The sequence below is a fragment of the Arthrobacter sp. AOP36-C1-22 genome (assembly GCF_052377515.1).
Lineage (GTDB): Bacteria > Actinomycetota > Actinomycetes > Actinomycetales > Micrococcaceae > Arthrobacter_H.
In genome coordinates this window covers 45,328-60,088 of sequence record NZ_JBQSWW010000011.1, presented here as the reverse complement: position 1 = coordinate 60,088, position 14,761 = coordinate 45,328, and the positions used below count along the sequence as shown (strand labels likewise).

Sequence of the window (14,761 nt, the reverse complement as noted above, 5' to 3'; positions counted from 1 at the left end):
GGTGGGCTCCCTCCGGTTGACTATCCGCCACCGGCCCGGCAGCGGACCTACTGCCCATGGTAAGCACGAATGCACGGCCGCGACAGGAACCGGTTTCCGGGCAGACAAAAGCGGCCCCGACATTCTCGATGTCGAGGCCGCTTCTGCATCCGCGGAGGATGGGGGATTTGAACCCCCGAGGGCGTGAACCCAACACGCGTTCCAGGCGTGCGCCATAGGCCGCTAGGCGAATCCTCCAGATTGCCCAAAAGAGCAGTTTCCAGCGTACCGGAAGAATCCGCGCAGACCGAATCGCCCTCTCTCCCGCCCACTCCTGGCCCGGCCGGTGCCAACTGGTTGACGGCGCAGCCTCCCGCCGGGTCGCCGCCCGGGACGGGGTCGCAGCCGTTTTCAGGTACACTATTTGTCGGCCCCTCATGTGGTGTCATCCCGTCGAACTCCCCCAGGACCGGAAGGTAGCAAGGGTAGGTGGGCTCTGGCAGGTGCATGAGGGGTCTTTACTTTTCCCACCGCCGCGCGTTGAGGAGGCCACCATGGGTGCCGGCCGTTACGCCCCCAGCCCCTCGGGTGAACTGCATGTGGGGAACCTGCGCACCGCCGTGCTCGCGTGGCTCTTCGCCCGCTCCACCGGCCGGGACTTCCTGCTGCGGGTGGAGGACCTGGACCGTGCCCGGGCCGGCGCCGAGGAACTCCAGTTGGCCGATCTGCGCGCCATCGGCATCGACTGGGACGGCCCCGCGGTCCGCCAAAGCGAACGCCCCGAGGGCTACCGTGCGGCCATCGACGCCCTGGAGGCGGCCGGTCTGCTCTATGAATGCTTCTGCACCCGCCGCGATATCGCCGAGGCCCCCTCGGCCCCCCATGCCGCCCCCGGGGCCTATCCGGGCACCTGCCGCGGGTTGGGCCGGGCCGAACGGGCCAGCCGCCGGGCCACGCGTCCGGCGGCGCTGCGGTTGCGCACCGACGTCGTGCAGTTCACCATCACCGATGTCCTGCACGGGGAATACACCGGGGTCGTGGATGACTTCGTCGTCGTCCGCAACGACGGGGTCCCCGCCTACAACCTCGCCGTCGTGGTCGACGACGCCCTGCAGGGGATCGATCAGGTGGTCCGCGGTGACGATCTGTTGCCCTCCACCCCACGGCAGGGGTACCTGGCCACCCTGCTATCCGGGCTGGCCGGAGACTTCCACGGCACGGAACTGCCGGAGTACGGGCACGTGCCGCTGGTCCTGAACGACCAGGGCCGACGCCTGGCCAAACGGGACGGTTCGGTCACGTTGGCGCAGCTGGACCACGACGGCGTCCCCCCGCCCCGGGTGCGGTCCCTGCTGTTGGAATCGTTGGGGCTTCCCGGTGGTCCGCTGGCCGCCGCGCTGGACTCCTTCGACCCCGCCGGCCTTCCCCTCGAACCGTGGGTGTTCGGCGGGTTCACCGCGGACACCCCGGGGATGCAATGAGCCCGGCGGAACGGATAGGCTTCGACTCGTGAGTACAGCCCTTTACCGTCGTTACCGTCCGGACGCCTTCGCGGACGTGATCGGGCAGGAGCATGTCACCACCCCGTTGATGGCTGCCCTGTCGAAGAACCGGGTGAACCATGCCTACCTCTTCTCGGGTCCGCGTGGTTGCGGCAAGACCACCTCGGCCAGGATCCTGGCCCGTTGCCTGAACTGCGCCCAGGGTCCGACGGCGGATCCCTGCGGCACCTGCGACAGCTGCCTGGAGTTGGCCACCGGCGGATCCGGTTCACTCGATGTCATCGAAATCGATGCCGCCTCCCACGGCGGCGTCGACGACGCCCGCGACCTGCGCGAACGGGCCACCTTCGCCCCGGTCCGCGACCGGTACAAGATCTTCATCATCGACGAGGCCCATATGGTGACCTCGGCCGGCTTCAACGCGCTGCTCAAGATCGTCGAGGAGCCGCCGGAGCACATCAAATTCATCTTCGCGACCACCGAACCGGACAAGGTCATCGGGACCATCAAATCCCGCACGCACCATTACCCGTTCCGGCTCGTCCCGCCCGAACCCCTGATGGCCTACCTCGAGCGGCTCTGCGCCCAGGAGGAGATGCCCGTGGCCCCCGGGGTGCTCTCGCTGGTCATTCGGGCCGGCGGCGGTTCGGTGCGCGATTCCCTCTCGGTGCTGGACCAGCTGATGGCCGGCGCCGGGGTCGAGGGGCTGGACTACGAACTGGCCGTGTCCCTGCTCGGGTACACCCATGCCACCTTGCTGGACGACGTCGTGGACGCCATGGCCGCCCAGGACGCGGCGACCGTCTTCTCGGCGGTGGACCGGGTCATCCAGACCGGGCATGATCCACGCCGTTTCGTCGAGGACCTGCTCGAGCGCTTCCGTGACCTGATCATCGTCAAGGCGATGCCCGAAGACGCCTCCCACGTCATCCGCGGGTTGCCCGAGGACCAGTTGCACCGCATGACCCAGCAGGCCACACTGCTGGGCCATGCCGAACTCAGCCGCAGCGCCGACGTCACCAACCAGGCCCTGACCGAGATGACCGGGGCCACCAGCCCGCGGTTGCACCTCGAACTGCTGTGCGCCCGGCTGCTGCTGCCGGCCTCGGATGCCACCGAGCGCGGCGTCAATGCCCGGGTGGACCGGATCGAACGCCGCCTCAGCTACGCCGGGGACGTTCCCGAGGTCCCGGCCGGCCAGCCAGCGGCCGACGCCCCGGCCCCCGATGCCGGCACGCCCCGGGCCGCCACGGGTTTCGAGTTCACACCCGGCCCCCAGGGGGCGGCCGCGGCCCGCGAAGCATTGCGGGCCGCCCGCGGCAAGGACCAGCCGGCCACCCCCGAGCCCCAGCAACCCGCCGCTGCCCAGGCCGCTCCCCAGGCCGTGGAGCCGACCCCCACCGTCGCCTCCACGCCGGCGGCCACCGAACCGCACGGCGCGGCACCGCGCCCCACCGAACCGGCAGCCACCCCGCCGCCGGCCGAGCCCCAAACCGCTGCCCCGGCACCGGACGCCCCGGCGGCAGCCACCGAATCCACCACCACGCCGCAGGAGTCTGCGGCCGACTGGGGTGCCTGGGGTCCCGTCGACGAGCAACCATCACCGCCTGCCGAGGCGCCACCCGCCGGGCCCACAACTGCTGCCCCGCCCTCCGCGGCCCCGGAACAGCACGTACCCGCCTCCTCCGGGGCTCCGGAAGAACCCCCGGCGCCGGTCAACGAACCGGCAGCCGCGCAGGAACCTGCCACTGAAGAACCAGCCGCCGAGGAACCCGCCGCCGGAGGCGCGGCCGGCACGGTGGAGATGTTCCGCCGGGCCTGGCCGGAAATCATGGACGCCTTGCGCCAGGAGAAGAAGTTCGTGTGGATGACGATCCAACCGCACGCCTCGCTGGCCGGATTCGACGGACGGACCTTGACGGTCGCCTTCGCCAACCCGGGACCGATGAAGGCCTTTGCCGCCAAGCAGGAGAACACCGACCTGCTCCGGGGCGCCATCAATCACATCCTGGGTGTCGCACCCGAGATCGTCATCACCGGCGGGGGTTCCGTTCCGGCGGGTGGTTCGGGCCCAAAAGCTGAGCGCCGGCCCGCGCCGGCGTCCCGCGGCCCGGTAGCGACGAACAGCGCTCCGGCAGCACCCACGCCCGCCCGCTCCACGCCCAGCCGGCCCGCGCCCGCGCAGCAGGCACCCCAGGGCCGGGACACCCCCGGCCCGGCATCCGCGGAGCCGGCCCCCGCGGCCCGACCTCCGGCAGCACCTTCTCCCGGGGACAGCAGTCCCCAGGCCCAGGCCCCGGCCGCCTCGGGCCCGGCCGCGGCCTTGCGCCAGCATCGAGCCGCAGCGCCGAGCCCCCGACCTTCACCCGGCGCCCCCTCGCAGACCCCCGATGAGGGGCCCGCGGACTTCGGCCCGGAGCCCGAGGACGACGGCGGCTACGACTGGGGCAGCGACACCGTACCGGTGGCCCCCTGGGACGAGCCCGCCGGACCCGCCGCGCCACCGGCCGACCCCCCGACTCCTCGGGCCACCGCCCCGGAGGGCGAGACCTGGCAGCGTCCGGAGCCGGCCGCACCTGCACCTGCGCCCGTCGACGCCGCCCCCTCGGCGACGGCACCGGCACCCCGGGAAGCCGGCGCTCCGGCCGCCCCCGCACCGGCAGCCCCGACACCGGCAGAGTCCCCTGCTCCGGCGGCCCCGGCACCTGCAGGTGCTGCCACGCCCGCGGCCCCCGCCCCCACCGATCCGGTGACACCAGCAGCCCCGGCACCGGCTGGCTTCGGGGCACCAGTGGCCCCGGCTCCCGGGGCCGTCCCCCCGCCTTCGGCCCCTGCCGTGCCCGAACGGGAGGCTCCGCAGCCCGTTTCCGATAAGCCGATGAGCCGGTACCAGCAGCTGTTGAACCAGGCCCGGATGAAGGACCAGTCCGCCCCGTCCGCCCCAGGAATGGCCTCCGGCGGCGGGGCAACACCCCCGGAGCCCCGGACGGACGTAGAATCGACGTACGTTGAGGACATTCCCAGCGACGATGACATCTCCATCGAGGAATCCGGGATGGTCGGCCGTCCGGCGATCGAACGCCTGCTCAACGGCCGCCTGATCGAGGAGCGCAACCACGACGGCACCCCGATCATCTAGGTTCCCCCGGAGCCGTCATCCGACTTTGCAGTGTGAGGTTTCGTGTACGAAGGTGCAGTCCAAGAGCTGATCGACGAGTTCGGTCGGCTGCCCGGCATCGGGCCCAAATCCGCCCAACGCATCGCCTTCCACGTCCTGGAAGCCGATCGGGAGGACATGAACCGGCTCGCTGATGCCATCCGTGCGGTCAAGGACAAGGTGAAGTTCTGCACGGTCTGCTTCAACGTCACCGAATCCGAGACCTGCAGCATCTGTCGTGATCCGCGCCGTGAGGACACCGTGTTGTGCGTGGTCGAGGAGTCCAAGGACGTCATGGCGGTCGAACGCACGCGCTCCTTCCGCGGTCGCTACCACGTGCTCGGCGGCTCCATCAACCCGATCGCGGGGATCGGGCCGGACCAGCTGCACATCCGCGAACTGCTCGGACGGTTGCACGACGACAAGATCACCGAGGTCATCATCGCCACCGACCCGAACCTCGAAGGCGAAGCAACGGCCACCTACCTGGCCCGCATGCTCTCCACCATCGGCATCAAGATTTCCCGTCTGGCCTCCGGGCTTCCCGTGGGCGGGGATCTGGAATACGCCGACGAGGTCACCCTGGGTCGGGCCTTCGAAGGCCGCCGCGTCATGTCCTGACCTGCCCGGTCCCGGCTACCCCCTGGACCGATTGGTCGGTTCCTGCCACGGGGGCCGGATCCCCGGCAGCGGTTCCGGCGCGGCTCGGCATGGGTTTCCTGCATAGGTGCCCGGTGGTACCGGCTCCACCCGTGGAAGCGCTCAGGTCGCGATGGGTCCCAACTGCTGGCCCTTTCCGGGCTGTTCGACGGCGGCCGTGGCCACCGTCGCAGCTGCCCGCCCGGTCAGCCGGTCCAGGGTGTCCCGGAAGTGTTCGCTGAGCTGCTCCACCGCGGCGTCCCCCCGCCCCGAAAGCACCAGCTCCAGACGCTGTCGATGCACCTCCCCCACGTCGGTGCGCACGATATAGCCCCTCGGGTGTCCCAGGCTGGCGATCCGGGTCTCCATGACCAATGACGTCATGTAGTGGGCCATCCGTAGATTCCCGGCGGCCCGTACTGTTTCAAAATGCAAATCCAGGTCCGTGTCCCCGATGGCGCGCGGGGACCCGGGAACCTCCTTCCCGGCTTCCCAATGTTCCAGCCGTTCCAGCAGCGCCATGACGGTAGCCAGGCGCCCCCTTCTGGCATCGCGGCCCGCAAGCCCGGCCAGGGTGCGTAGAGCGGCCCCTTCGATGACCAGACGGGCCGCGTAGAGGGACTCCAGATCGTCGACGCCGACCGTGGCCACCTTCAGCCCCTGTCCCGGGCGGGCGATCAGCAGCCCGTCCTGGACCAGTCGTTGGGCGGATTCACGCAGGGATCCCCTGCTCACGCCCAGTTGTTGGGCAACGATCGACTCATGGAGTTGGCTTCCCGGCAGAAGTAGTCCTTCATAGATCGCATTGCGCAGCTCGGTGGTGATCAGGTCGACCGTGGAAGACCGTTGCACCCGTGCCATGTTCGGTGCCGTTGAGTGGTGCCCCATGGGCATTGGAAGTTCCCTCTCTGCCGCCCTCGGAGTGCGACGACTGGTCCCTGTGAGGGGCATGCCACCGCATTCGCGGGTGTTCGATCGTAACTTAATCGTGATTGTGGAGTACTTCACGGACTTTTTCTTGAGCTGAAGGACCCAAATTCCGCGGGATTCCGCGGTTTAGGCATCATCGAACCTTGATTGTTGACAATCCAACGTCTGGAAAATCGGATTGTCAATTGACTATTTCATGACTAGCGTGATTCACACCACTCAGTACCAACCGGTCGGGTCCGCCCGACGTCGGTCCGTTCTCCTAGGGGGAGGCTGGACCGTCGCCTTCCGGTCAATGCATCCCTGAAAGAGGTACACCATGATCCGCAGTATCCGTCGCAGGTCCCTGCTGGCCACCGGCGCCGTCCTTGCTTCCGCTTCCCTCGCCCTGAGCGGTTGTGGCGGTTCCACGACCACCGACAGCGAAGCAGGCGGCGAAAGCGGCGCCGTGGAGGCCGGGTCCGGCCACCTGCAGGAGCTGAAGGACCAGGGCTCCATCACCGTTGCCATCGCCGGCGAGGTCCCCTATTCCTATGAAGAGAACGGCAAGCCCACCGGCGCAACCATCGCGCTGGCCGAGAAGATCTTCGGCGACATGGGCATCGACAAGGTCGATTCCAAGCTCGTGGACTGGAATTCACTGATTCCCGGTCTGAAGGCCGGACGCTTCGACGCCGTCAGTGCCGGCATGTCGATCCTGCCCGAGCGTTGCGCCGAGGCCGACTTCGCCGATCCGGAAATCATGTACACCACGGCCGTGATGACCCAGAAGGACAACCCGAAGGGTCTCGACGACCTCGACACGATCAAGTCCAAGATGGACAACGGTGAGAAGGTCAAGCTCGCCGTGCTCGCTGGCGGCATCGAAGCCGGCTACGCGAAGTCGCTGGGTCTGAAGGTCCAGTCCGTTCCCGACGCACAGACGGGCATGGACACCGTGGACAACGGTCGCGCCGATGCCTTCGCCATGACCGCGATCTCGCTGACCACCATGGCCAAGGACAACCCGGATGCCAACATCTCCGTCGGCGACCCGTTCGTCCAGGAGATCGACGGCGTCAAGCAGCTCGGTGCCGGCTCGACCGTCTTCGCCAAGGGCGACGACGAACTGCGCGAGGCCTACAACGAGGGCCTGGCCAAGGTCACCGAATCCGAGGACTCCTACCTGGATGTCGTCGGTGAATTCGGCTTCACGGCAGAGAACCTGCCGCCGAAGGACATGACCACCGAACAGCTCTGTGAGGGTGCTCCCGACGACGAGTAATAGCAACATCTCGCTGCGGCCGGCCTTTCGGTCGGCCGCAGCGCTGCTAGCCCGTCCCCCGCACCAGAAGGAGCCCATCCCTCGTGGACGAGAAATTTGCCGCGATCGGCGAGGCCATGCCCCGCCTGCTCGACGGTCTCGTAGTCACCATTGAGCTGACGATCTTCGGCGCCATCGCCGCCTTCATCCTCGCCGTGATCCTGGGTCTGGCAGCAGCCAGCCCCGCCAAGGGATTCCGCATCCCCGCCCGCGTCGTCATCGAGTTCTTCCGCGGGACCTCCCTCGTGGTCCAGGTCTTCTGGCTCTTCTTCGTCCTGCCTCTGCTGGGCATTGACCTCCACCCGATGCTGGTCGGGGTGATGGCCCTAGGCCTGAACTACGGCGCGTACTCCGCCGAAGTCGTCCGCGGCTCGATCCAGGCAGTACCCACGGGGCAGTGGGAGGCCACCACCGCGCTGAGCCTCGGTCCCATCCAACGCATGCGCCGGATCATCTTCCCCCAGGCCTGGGCCCTGATGATCCCCTCGTTATCCAGCCTGCTGGTCCACCTGATGAAAGGCACCGCCATCGTGGGATTCATCACGTTGGCCGATCTGACCTACCAGCTCGAACAGGTCAAACGCACGGCAGGAACCCTCTTCACCTACGGAGTGGTCGGCATCCTGAGTTACTTCGTCTTCGCCCTGGTCCTCATGTACTTCATGAACGCGCTGGAGCATCAGGCCAAGCACAAGCTCGGCCAGGGCAAGTCGCTCTGGCGGATACTCTCCCCGGCGCCCCCGGCAAGCACCCCGGCAGGAGGTGCCTCATGATTGGCATTTCCGCCGCCTTCGAATGGCACTGGAGCGCTGCCGCGGAAGTCCTGCCCACGCTGCTGACGCAGTTCGTGAAGGTGACCCTGTTGGTCACCGTCCTGGGCACCGTGATCGCCTCGATCCTGGGGCTGGTGATCGCCATGGCGATCCGGGTTCTGCCCCGTCCGCTGTCCGAGGCGGTGAAGTGGATCGCGAACGTCATCCGGATGACCCCGATCATCATCCAGTTGCTCTTCGCCTCCTACGCCTTCCTGTCCTTGGATCTGATCACGATCGGTGTGATCGTCTACGGGATCCACTACGCGACCTACATGTCCGAGGTCTACCGGGCCGGCATTGATTCGGTACCCAAGGGGCAGTGGGAAGCCACCACCGCCCTGTCGATGTCGACGCTACGGACCTGGACCGCGATCATCATCCCGCAGGCCCTGCGCGCGACCATCCCCGCCTTGGGCAACTACGCGATCTCGATGTTCAAGGACACCCCGTATCTGCTGGTCATCGGCGTCGTCGACATGGTCAACGCCGCCAGGATCTACGGTGGTGACACCTACCGGTACACCGAAGCGTTCACCCTGGTGGGCATCATCTTCCTGCTGGCCAGCTACCCGACCTCACTTCTCATTGGCCGATTGGAAAAGCGCCTTGCCTACAAAACCTGAGTCAACAGCCACCCAGACGGCAGGTGCCGGCGGCGCTGGCTCCCCCGTGATCGACTTCCGCGATGTCGAGAAGGCCTTCGGCGACAACGTGGTGCTGCACGACCTGAACTTCAGTGTCCAGAAAGGCGACAGGGTCACCCTCATCGGTCCCTCGGGTTCCGGCAAGACCACGATCCTGCGTCTGGTCATGACGTTGGAGGAGCTCACCGGCGGATACATCTTCGTCGGTGGTGAGCCGCTGACGCACGAGGAACGCGGTGGCAAGCGGGTCCCCGTCAGCAAGAGGAACCAGAAGCGCATCCGCCAACGGATCGGCATGGTCTTCCAGCAGTTCAACCTCTTCCCCAACATGACCGTGGTGGAGAACATCATCGAAGCCCCGGTGCATGTGCTCGGACAGTCCAAGCGCGAGGCCACGCTGAAGGCCAAGGAGTTGTTGGAACGGGTCGGTCTCTCCGATAAGGCCGGCGCCCACCCGACGTCGCTCTCCGGTGGACAGCAGCAGCGCGTGGCCATTGCCCGGGCCCTGGCCATGGACCCGGAGATCCTGCTGTTGGACGAAGTCACCAGTGCCCTGGACCCGGAGATCGTCGGCGATGTGCTGGGCATCCTGCGCAATATCGCCGAAACCACCGATATCACCATGCTCATCGTCACCCACGAGATGCAGTTCGCCCGTGATGTCTCCAACCGGGTGCTGATGTTCGATGGTGGAAAGATCGTTGAAGAGGCCTCGCCTTCGGTCATGTTCAGCGATCCGAAGCACCAGCGCACGAAGGACTTCCTGCACGCCGTGCTCGGCGACGGCGAAGACACCATCGGCACCCGCTAGTCGCGCGGGTGTTCCCGGGGGGATGGGAACACCCGCGTCCATACCACCGCCCACGCGGCAGCATTGCGGCCGGGCCCCTCACGGGGCCCGGCCGTTCTCATGCCAGCCGGCTCCCCCGCGCGAGCTTCTTCACCGGAGTACGCAGCCGGCGACGGCCCGACTCCAGCAACCCCGCGGCCAGCACGACCTGGACTCCCAGACCCAGCGGCCAAAGCGGGGCGGTACCGGCCAGGTCGGTCTCATCAACCACCGGCTGTTTCACCCCGTCGAGGCAAGGGTCCATCGCCGCGGCGCCGCGCTGTGATTGACGGACGATGGAACTGACGGCCTCCATCGGCCCTTCCCCGTAATAATCGTCGGCTGCTGCCCGGGGCTTCACCGGGGCCGCGTCGGCGACCACCACGAAGGGGTTGGCCGCCAGCAGCCACGTGTTCCGTTCGGTGTGGTAGACGGTGATCCGGGACAGTGACTTGCCACAGGTGAAGTCCTGTCCGTCGTAGTTCATCACCGCCTTCTCCTCGATCTCGGCGAAGTAGGCTTCCTGGTCCTCGATGACCTCCCCGTGGGCGTCCACCGCTTCGCCTTGGTCGTTGTACTGGACGTCATCCCAGGGGTCGTCGGGCCAGATCTGTTCGGAGGCCATGGCCGTTCCCTTGACCAGTTGGAAGCTCAACCCGTAGATGATCACCGTTCCCAGCCCCAGCAGGGCCACCACCAGATAGCTGGCGACGATCGCGAACAGCGGCCGTGCCGAGCGGGCGGAAATACCCACCCCGATCGCGCAGGCGATGCCCAGTTCCACCGCGGTCAGCAGCACCAGCACCGGAACGGCGGGAAGGTAGACGTCCCCATAGGTCATCGCCCAGATGATCATCGGGACCGAGACCAGCAGGAAGGCCAGCGAGGAAACCCAGGCCGCCAGCCATTTTCCACAGAGGATCTGCCCCGGGGTGAGCAGGGTGTTCTGCAGGATGGCCAGGGTCCCGCCGGCGCGGTCGCCGGTGATCGTATTGGCCGACAGTGCCGGGGCCACCAGCAGACCGAAGAACAGCACGAACCCGATGACCAGCTCGAACATGACCTGCCCGAAACCCTCTTCGGATCCGGCGGTCCACGCGGCCAGCCCGGCGACCAGTGCCGTGACGACGAACCAGACGGCCAGCATCACGTACCAGCCGCGTGAGCGCATCCGCTGCCGGCTTTCCAGTTGGAAGACGGTGCCGGCTCCCGCCCAGAAGCCCAGTGCGGATCCACTGCGCCGTTCTCCGCCCCGGCCCTCGTCGTCGGGGCGGCGCGTGGTCGTCGAGGTACTCATGGCCGGGGCTCCTCTGCTGGTGTTGGACGGGTGGAAGGATCCGAGGAGGTGGTCACGGCGCGCAGATAGGACTCCTCCAGGATCCCCGCGGCGGGCGCGAAGGCCACTACGGCCACCCCGGCGGCGACGAGTTGGCGCAACAGGGCCGCGGCTTCCGCCTCCGACCCGAGGAGGACCACGGCCGCTGCCCGCCGGGTTCCTGCCGGAAGGGTGAATTCGATCCCGGCGTGCTCCAGGGCGTCGGTCAGCGCTTCGCGGTCCAGGGCTTCGATGGCATAGCGGCGCCCTCTGGTCCCCGCATCGTCGACGCGTTGTTCGCTGACGGTCCGGCCGGCCGCAACGAAGACCGCCCGGTCGGCCATCTCGTCGAGTTCGGCCAGCACATGGGAGCTCACCACCACGGTGCGTCCCCGCCCGGCCAGCTCACGCAGCAGGGTGCGCAGTTCGATCCTGGCTCCCGGGTCCAGCCCGGAGGCGGGTTCGTCCAGCAGCAGGACCTGTGGATCATTGACCAACGCCCTGGCCAGGGAAAGTTTCTGCTGTTGTCCCCGGGAGAGGACGCGGGCCGGTCGGGAGGCGAATTCGTCAAGCTTCACCAGCTTCAACAACTCATGGGCCCGGGCGGCGGCATCGGCCTTGGACGCTCCGTAGAGCCGGCCCATCATCGCCAGGATCTCGTGGACGGTCAGCTCCTCCCAGACACCCAGGGTGTCCGGCATCCAGCCGAGCCGGGCCCTGGCCGCCCGCGGATCATCGACCGGATTGATGCCGCAGATGCTGATGCTCCCGGAATCGGGGGCCAGCAGCGAGGAAAGCATGAGCAGCAAAGTGGTCTTGCCCGAACCGTTGGGGCCGATCAATGCGGTGACTTCCCCGGGCCGCGCCGTGAAATCCATGGCCTCGACCGCGCGGATGGTTCCGAAGGAGCGGGCCAAGCCGATGGCAACCACCCCCGTTCCGGCCTCCGGTGTCCGTGCCGGAGCACCGCCGTCGTACTGGGTTTCCTGGATGCCCATCACCCCTCCTGACAGACTGCGCCACGGTGGCTTCTGCCCCGTGATCGTGCCGATCATCCTACGTTGGTTCGTGGCAGGGGCAGTCACCCCACGGGATGATCCCGGGGCGAATCATGACGGTTCACAGTCACTCGAACACGGCACCACGCCGCAGCCTCGTTACACTGGTTAAGAATGTGCCCGGCCGGCTCGGCGGCCGGCCGTCTTGTCCCCAACACCGTGGAGTGTGCAAACGCATGAGCCTGATTGTCCAAAAGTTCGGCGGTTCGTCGGTCGCTGATGCCGAAGGCATCAAACGCGTCGCGGCCCGGATCCTCGCCACCAAGGAGGCCGGGAACGACGTCGTCGCCGTGGTTTCGGCCATGGGTGACACCACCGATGAGCTGCTTGATCTGTCCAATCAGCTCACCGATTCACCCCCCGCCCGCGAAATGGACATGCTCTTGTCCGCCGGTGAGCGCATCTCCATGGCCCTGCTGGCCATGGCGATCAACTCCTCCGGCAGCCAGGCGGTGTCCTTCACCGGCAGCCAGGCCGGCATGATCACCGATGCGGTGCACGGCAAGGCCCGCATCATCGATGTCTCCCCGCATCGCGTGCGCCAGGCCATCGACCGCGGCTACATCTCCATCGTGGCCGGGTTCCAGGGCATGAGCCGCGAATCCAACAACATCACCACGATGGGCCGCGGCGGCTCCGACACCACCGCGGTGGCCCTGGCCGCCGCCCTCGGTGCCGATTCCTGTGAGATCTACACGGATGTCGACGGGATCTACACCTCGGATCCGCGGATCGTGCATGCCGCCCAGAAGATCGATGTGATCTCCAGCGAGGAGATGTTGGAGATGGCGGCCAACGGAGCCAAGATCCTGCATCTGCGCTGCGTCGAGTACGCCCGCCGTTTCGGGGTGCCACTGCACGTGCGCTCATCCTTCAATGACCATGAGGGAACCTGGGTGCTGCCCAGCCCCGAAGACAACATCAAGCTCCAAGAGGGAGACACCATGGAACAGCCCATCATCTCCGGCGTGGCCCACGACCGTTCAGAAGCCAAGATCACTGTGGTCGGCGTCCCCGACGTCCCCGGCTCCGCTGCTGAGATCTTCGGCGTGATCGCCGGCGCCAACGTCAACATCGACATGATCGTGCAGAACATCTCCAAGGCCGAAACCGGCAAGACGGATATCTCCTTCACCCTGCCCAGCGCCGAGGGCGCCGAAGCCATGGCCGCTCTGGAAGCGGCCCGAGCCGATATCGGCTTCGAGGAGATCTCCTATAACGACCAGGTCGGCAAGCTCTCGCTGATCGGTGCCGGCATGCGGTCGAACCCCGGCGTCTCCTACCGCTTCTTCGAGGCCCTGCACCAGGCCGGAGTGAACGTGGACATGATCTCCACCTCGGAGATCCGTATTTCCGTGGTCACCGACGCCGAGCTGCTCGATACCGCGGTGCGCGCCGTCCACGGAGCCTTCGAACTCGATGGTGAGACCGAGGCAACGGTCCACGGCGGTTCCGGCCGCTAAAGCCTCCCGCAGGTCACGGGCCCGGCCTCCCCCCCCCTCACGAGGGAGGCCGGGCCTTTCCTGTTAGGTTGGCGGCATGGACGCGAATACTTCTGCTGGCAACCACCGCGGCACCGGAACCAATGACCCCGGGCTGGATGAGACCGCCCGTGGCCATCTGCGCCGCTGCGTGGAGCTGGCCCGTGAGGCGCTGGACGACGGCGACCACCCCTTCGGCTCGGTCCTGGTCGACGCGGCAGGCACCGTCCGTTTCGAGGACCGCAACCGGGTGAAGGACGGCGACGACACCCGCCACCCCGAGATCGCCATCGCCCGGTGGGCAGCAAATCACCTCAGCCCGGCCGAACGCCGTGAGGCGGTGGTCTACACCTCGGGCGAACACTGCGCGATGTGCAGCGCAGCCCACGCCTGGGTGGGGTTGGGGACCATCGTGATGGCCTCCAGCTCCGAACAACTCACCGCCTGGCACCGCGAATGGGGCATTCCCGCCGGCCCGGTGGCACCGTTGCCGATCAACACCGTCGCCCCGGGCGTTGAAGTGATCGGCCCGGTCCCTGAATTCACCGCGGAGATCCGCTCCCTGCAGGCGCGGCTGGTTGGTATCGCCGAGTAACGATTCCCCCGGTCCTCCGCTACGGCCGCCCACACACCAAGAGATCGGCACCATCACCGGAAGACTCGAGTTCGAGCCAGGAACATCGCCCTGGGAACCGCACTGGCCCTGACCATGACCGGGTGCGTCGGCGGCTCGGCGAAACAGGATTTGGCATCCACTGAGGTCGACAACCTCGGGTAATCCACGTTCGTGGTCTCTCTCAGCCGATAGAGCACGGATCTTGGAGGAACCCACGGCGTGGACCTGGGGCACCTCTTCTGGAACGGCCCAGTGCGACGAAATCGTCTATGGGGCCAGCCGCGCCACCGCCCCCTGTTCACCCACCGGGGACCCTGAAACCGAGCCCATGATCCTCGCGCAGTTACCGGGAACGAAGGACCACACCGAGCACGGAGCAGGTACCAGCAACATCGCCAACGAGAACGCAGTGGCCGCTGATGCACCCTGCGTGGACGGCGACGTCTACTTCATCTCCAACGTCGGTTCAGCTGCCCTGGGGGGAACCGAAACC

At 67.2% G+C, this 14,761-nt stretch carries 12 protein-coding genes, 1 tRNA gene and 1 other RNA gene; 10 read left to right on the top strand and 4 right to left on the bottom strand.

Going from position 1 to position 14,761, the window contains the following annotated elements; all coding sequences use genetic code 11:
• Positions 1-152: 152 nt before the first annotated feature.
• A tRNA-Ser gene (locus ACT3S6_RS08310) sits at positions 153-237 on the bottom strand.
• A 168-nt stretch (positions 238-405) separates the two neighbouring features.
• On the opposite strand from ACT3S6_RS08310, the gene ffs reads away from it, so the two are divergent.
• The 4 genes from ffs to recR all read left to right on the top strand — a co-directional run bounded on the left by ffs (position 406) and on the right by recR (position 5,259).
• Positions 406-502, top strand: an RNA gene (gene ffs, locus ACT3S6_RS08305) — signal recognition particle sRNA small type.
• 31 nt (positions 503-533) lie between these two features.
• On the top strand, positions 534-1,460 hold the full coding sequence (gene gluQRS, locus ACT3S6_RS08300) for a tRNA glutamyl-Q(34) synthetase GluQRS (RefSeq protein WP_444554537.1): 927 nt from the start codon (positions 534-536) through the stop codon (positions 1,458-1,460).
• 28 nt (positions 1,461-1,488) lie between these two features.
• Positions 1,489-4,620: a DNA polymerase III subunit gamma and tau gene (locus ACT3S6_RS08295; protein ID WP_444554536.1), complete on the top strand. Its 3,132-nt coding sequence runs from the start codon at positions 1,489-1,491 to the stop codon at positions 4,618-4,620.
• A 42-nt stretch (positions 4,621-4,662) separates the two neighbouring features.
• A complete protein-coding gene (gene recR / locus ACT3S6_RS08290; RefSeq protein WP_444554535.1) occupies positions 4,663-5,259 on the top strand; it encodes a recombination mediator RecR in 597 nt (198 codons plus the stop codon).
• Between the two features lie 141 nt (positions 5,260-5,400).
• Here recR and ACT3S6_RS08285 read toward each other — a convergent pair whose 3' ends face one another.
• The gene (locus ACT3S6_RS08285) at positions 5,401-6,171 is read right to left on the bottom strand and encodes a GntR family transcriptional regulator (RefSeq protein ID WP_444554534.1); all 771 of its coding nucleotides are present in this window, start codon (positions 6,169-6,171) and stop codon (positions 5,401-5,403) included.
• 355 nt (positions 6,172-6,526) lie between these two features.
• On the opposite strand from ACT3S6_RS08285, the gene ehuB reads away from it, so the two are divergent.
• The 4 genes from ehuB (at position 6,527) to ACT3S6_RS08265 (ending at position 9,780) form a co-directional block, all read left to right on the top strand.
• On the top strand, positions 6,527-7,471 hold the full coding sequence (ehuB, locus tag ACT3S6_RS08280) for an ectoine/hydroxyectoine ABC transporter substrate-binding protein EhuB (protein WP_444554533.1): 945 nt from the start codon (positions 6,527-6,529) through the stop codon (positions 7,469-7,471).
• 83 nt (positions 7,472-7,554) lie between these two features.
• A complete protein-coding gene (gene ehuC, locus ACT3S6_RS08275; protein WP_444554532.1) occupies positions 7,555-8,283 on the top strand; it encodes an ectoine/hydroxyectoine ABC transporter permease subunit EhuC in 729 nt (242 codons plus the stop codon).
• Positions 8,280-8,948: an amino acid ABC transporter permease gene (locus tag ACT3S6_RS08270; RefSeq protein WP_444554531.1), complete on the top strand. Its 669-nt coding sequence runs from the start codon at positions 8,280-8,282 to the stop codon at positions 8,946-8,948. The genes ehuC and ACT3S6_RS08270 overlap by 4 nt, the downstream gene beginning before the upstream one ends.
• A gap of 46 nt (positions 8,949-8,994) precedes the next feature.
• Positions 8,995-9,780: an amino acid ABC transporter ATP-binding protein gene (locus ACT3S6_RS08265; protein ID WP_444554562.1), complete on the top strand. Its 786-nt coding sequence runs from the start codon at positions 8,995-8,997 to the stop codon at positions 9,778-9,780.
• A 97-nt stretch (positions 9,781-9,877) separates the two neighbouring features.
• On the opposite strand, the gene ACT3S6_RS08260 is transcribed toward ACT3S6_RS08265, so the two are convergent.
• Positions 9,878-11,095: an ABC transporter permease gene (locus ACT3S6_RS08260; RefSeq protein WP_444554530.1), complete on the bottom strand. Its 1,218-nt coding sequence runs from the start codon at positions 11,093-11,095 to the stop codon at positions 9,878-9,880.
• Complete coding sequence (locus ACT3S6_RS08255) at positions 11,092-12,111, bottom strand: ABC transporter ATP-binding protein (protein ID WP_444554529.1); 1,020 nt, start codon at positions 12,109-12,111, stop codon at positions 11,092-11,094. The genes ACT3S6_RS08260 and ACT3S6_RS08255 overlap by 4 nt, the downstream gene beginning before the upstream one ends.
• A gap of 236 nt (positions 12,112-12,347) precedes the next feature.
• On the opposite strand from ACT3S6_RS08255, the gene ACT3S6_RS08250 reads away from it, so the two are divergent.
• Together ACT3S6_RS08250 and ACT3S6_RS08245 are read left to right on the top strand one after the other, a co-directional pair.
• A complete protein-coding gene (locus ACT3S6_RS08250) occupies positions 12,348-13,634 on the top strand; it encodes an aspartate kinase (protein WP_444554528.1) in 1,287 nt (428 codons plus the stop codon).
• A 76-nt stretch (positions 13,635-13,710) separates the two neighbouring features.
• Positions 13,711-14,247 (top strand): nucleoside deaminase, encoded by a 537-nt coding sequence (locus tag ACT3S6_RS08245; RefSeq protein ID WP_444554527.1) that lies wholly within the window; start codon positions 13,711-13,713, stop codon positions 14,245-14,247.
• Positions 14,248-14,761: the final 514 nt, after the last annotated feature.

Bases quoted from the DNA above. Each gene is read 5' to 3' on its own strand.
- gluQRS (WP_444554537.1), top strand. From the start codon at position 534: ATGGGTGCCGGCCGTTACGCCCCCAGCCCCTCGGGTGAACTGCATGTG.
- ACT3S6_RS08285 (WP_444554534.1), bottom strand. From the start codon at position 6,171: ATGCCCATGGGGCACCACTCAACGGCACCGAACATGGCACGGGTGCAA.
- ehuB (WP_444554533.1), top strand. From the start codon at position 6,527: ATGATCCGCAGTATCCGTCGCAGGTCCCTGCTGGCCACCGGCGCCGTC.
- ACT3S6_RS08270 (WP_444554531.1), top strand. From the start codon at position 8,280: ATGATTGGCATTTCCGCCGCCTTCGAATGGCACTGGAGCGCTGCCGCG.
- ACT3S6_RS08260 (WP_444554530.1), bottom strand. From the start codon at position 11,095: ATGAGTACCTCGACGACCACGCGCCGCCCCGACGACGAGGGCCGGGGC.
- ACT3S6_RS08255 (WP_444554529.1), bottom strand. From the start codon at position 12,111: ATGGGCATCCAGGAAACCCAGTACGACGGCGGTGCTCCGGCACGGACA.
- ACT3S6_RS08250 (WP_444554528.1), top strand. From the start codon at position 12,348: ATGAGCCTGATTGTCCAAAAGTTCGGCGGTTCGTCGGTCGCTGATGCC.
- ACT3S6_RS08245 (WP_444554527.1), top strand. From the start codon at position 13,711: ATGGACGCGAATACTTCTGCTGGCAACCACCGCGGCACCGGAACCAAT.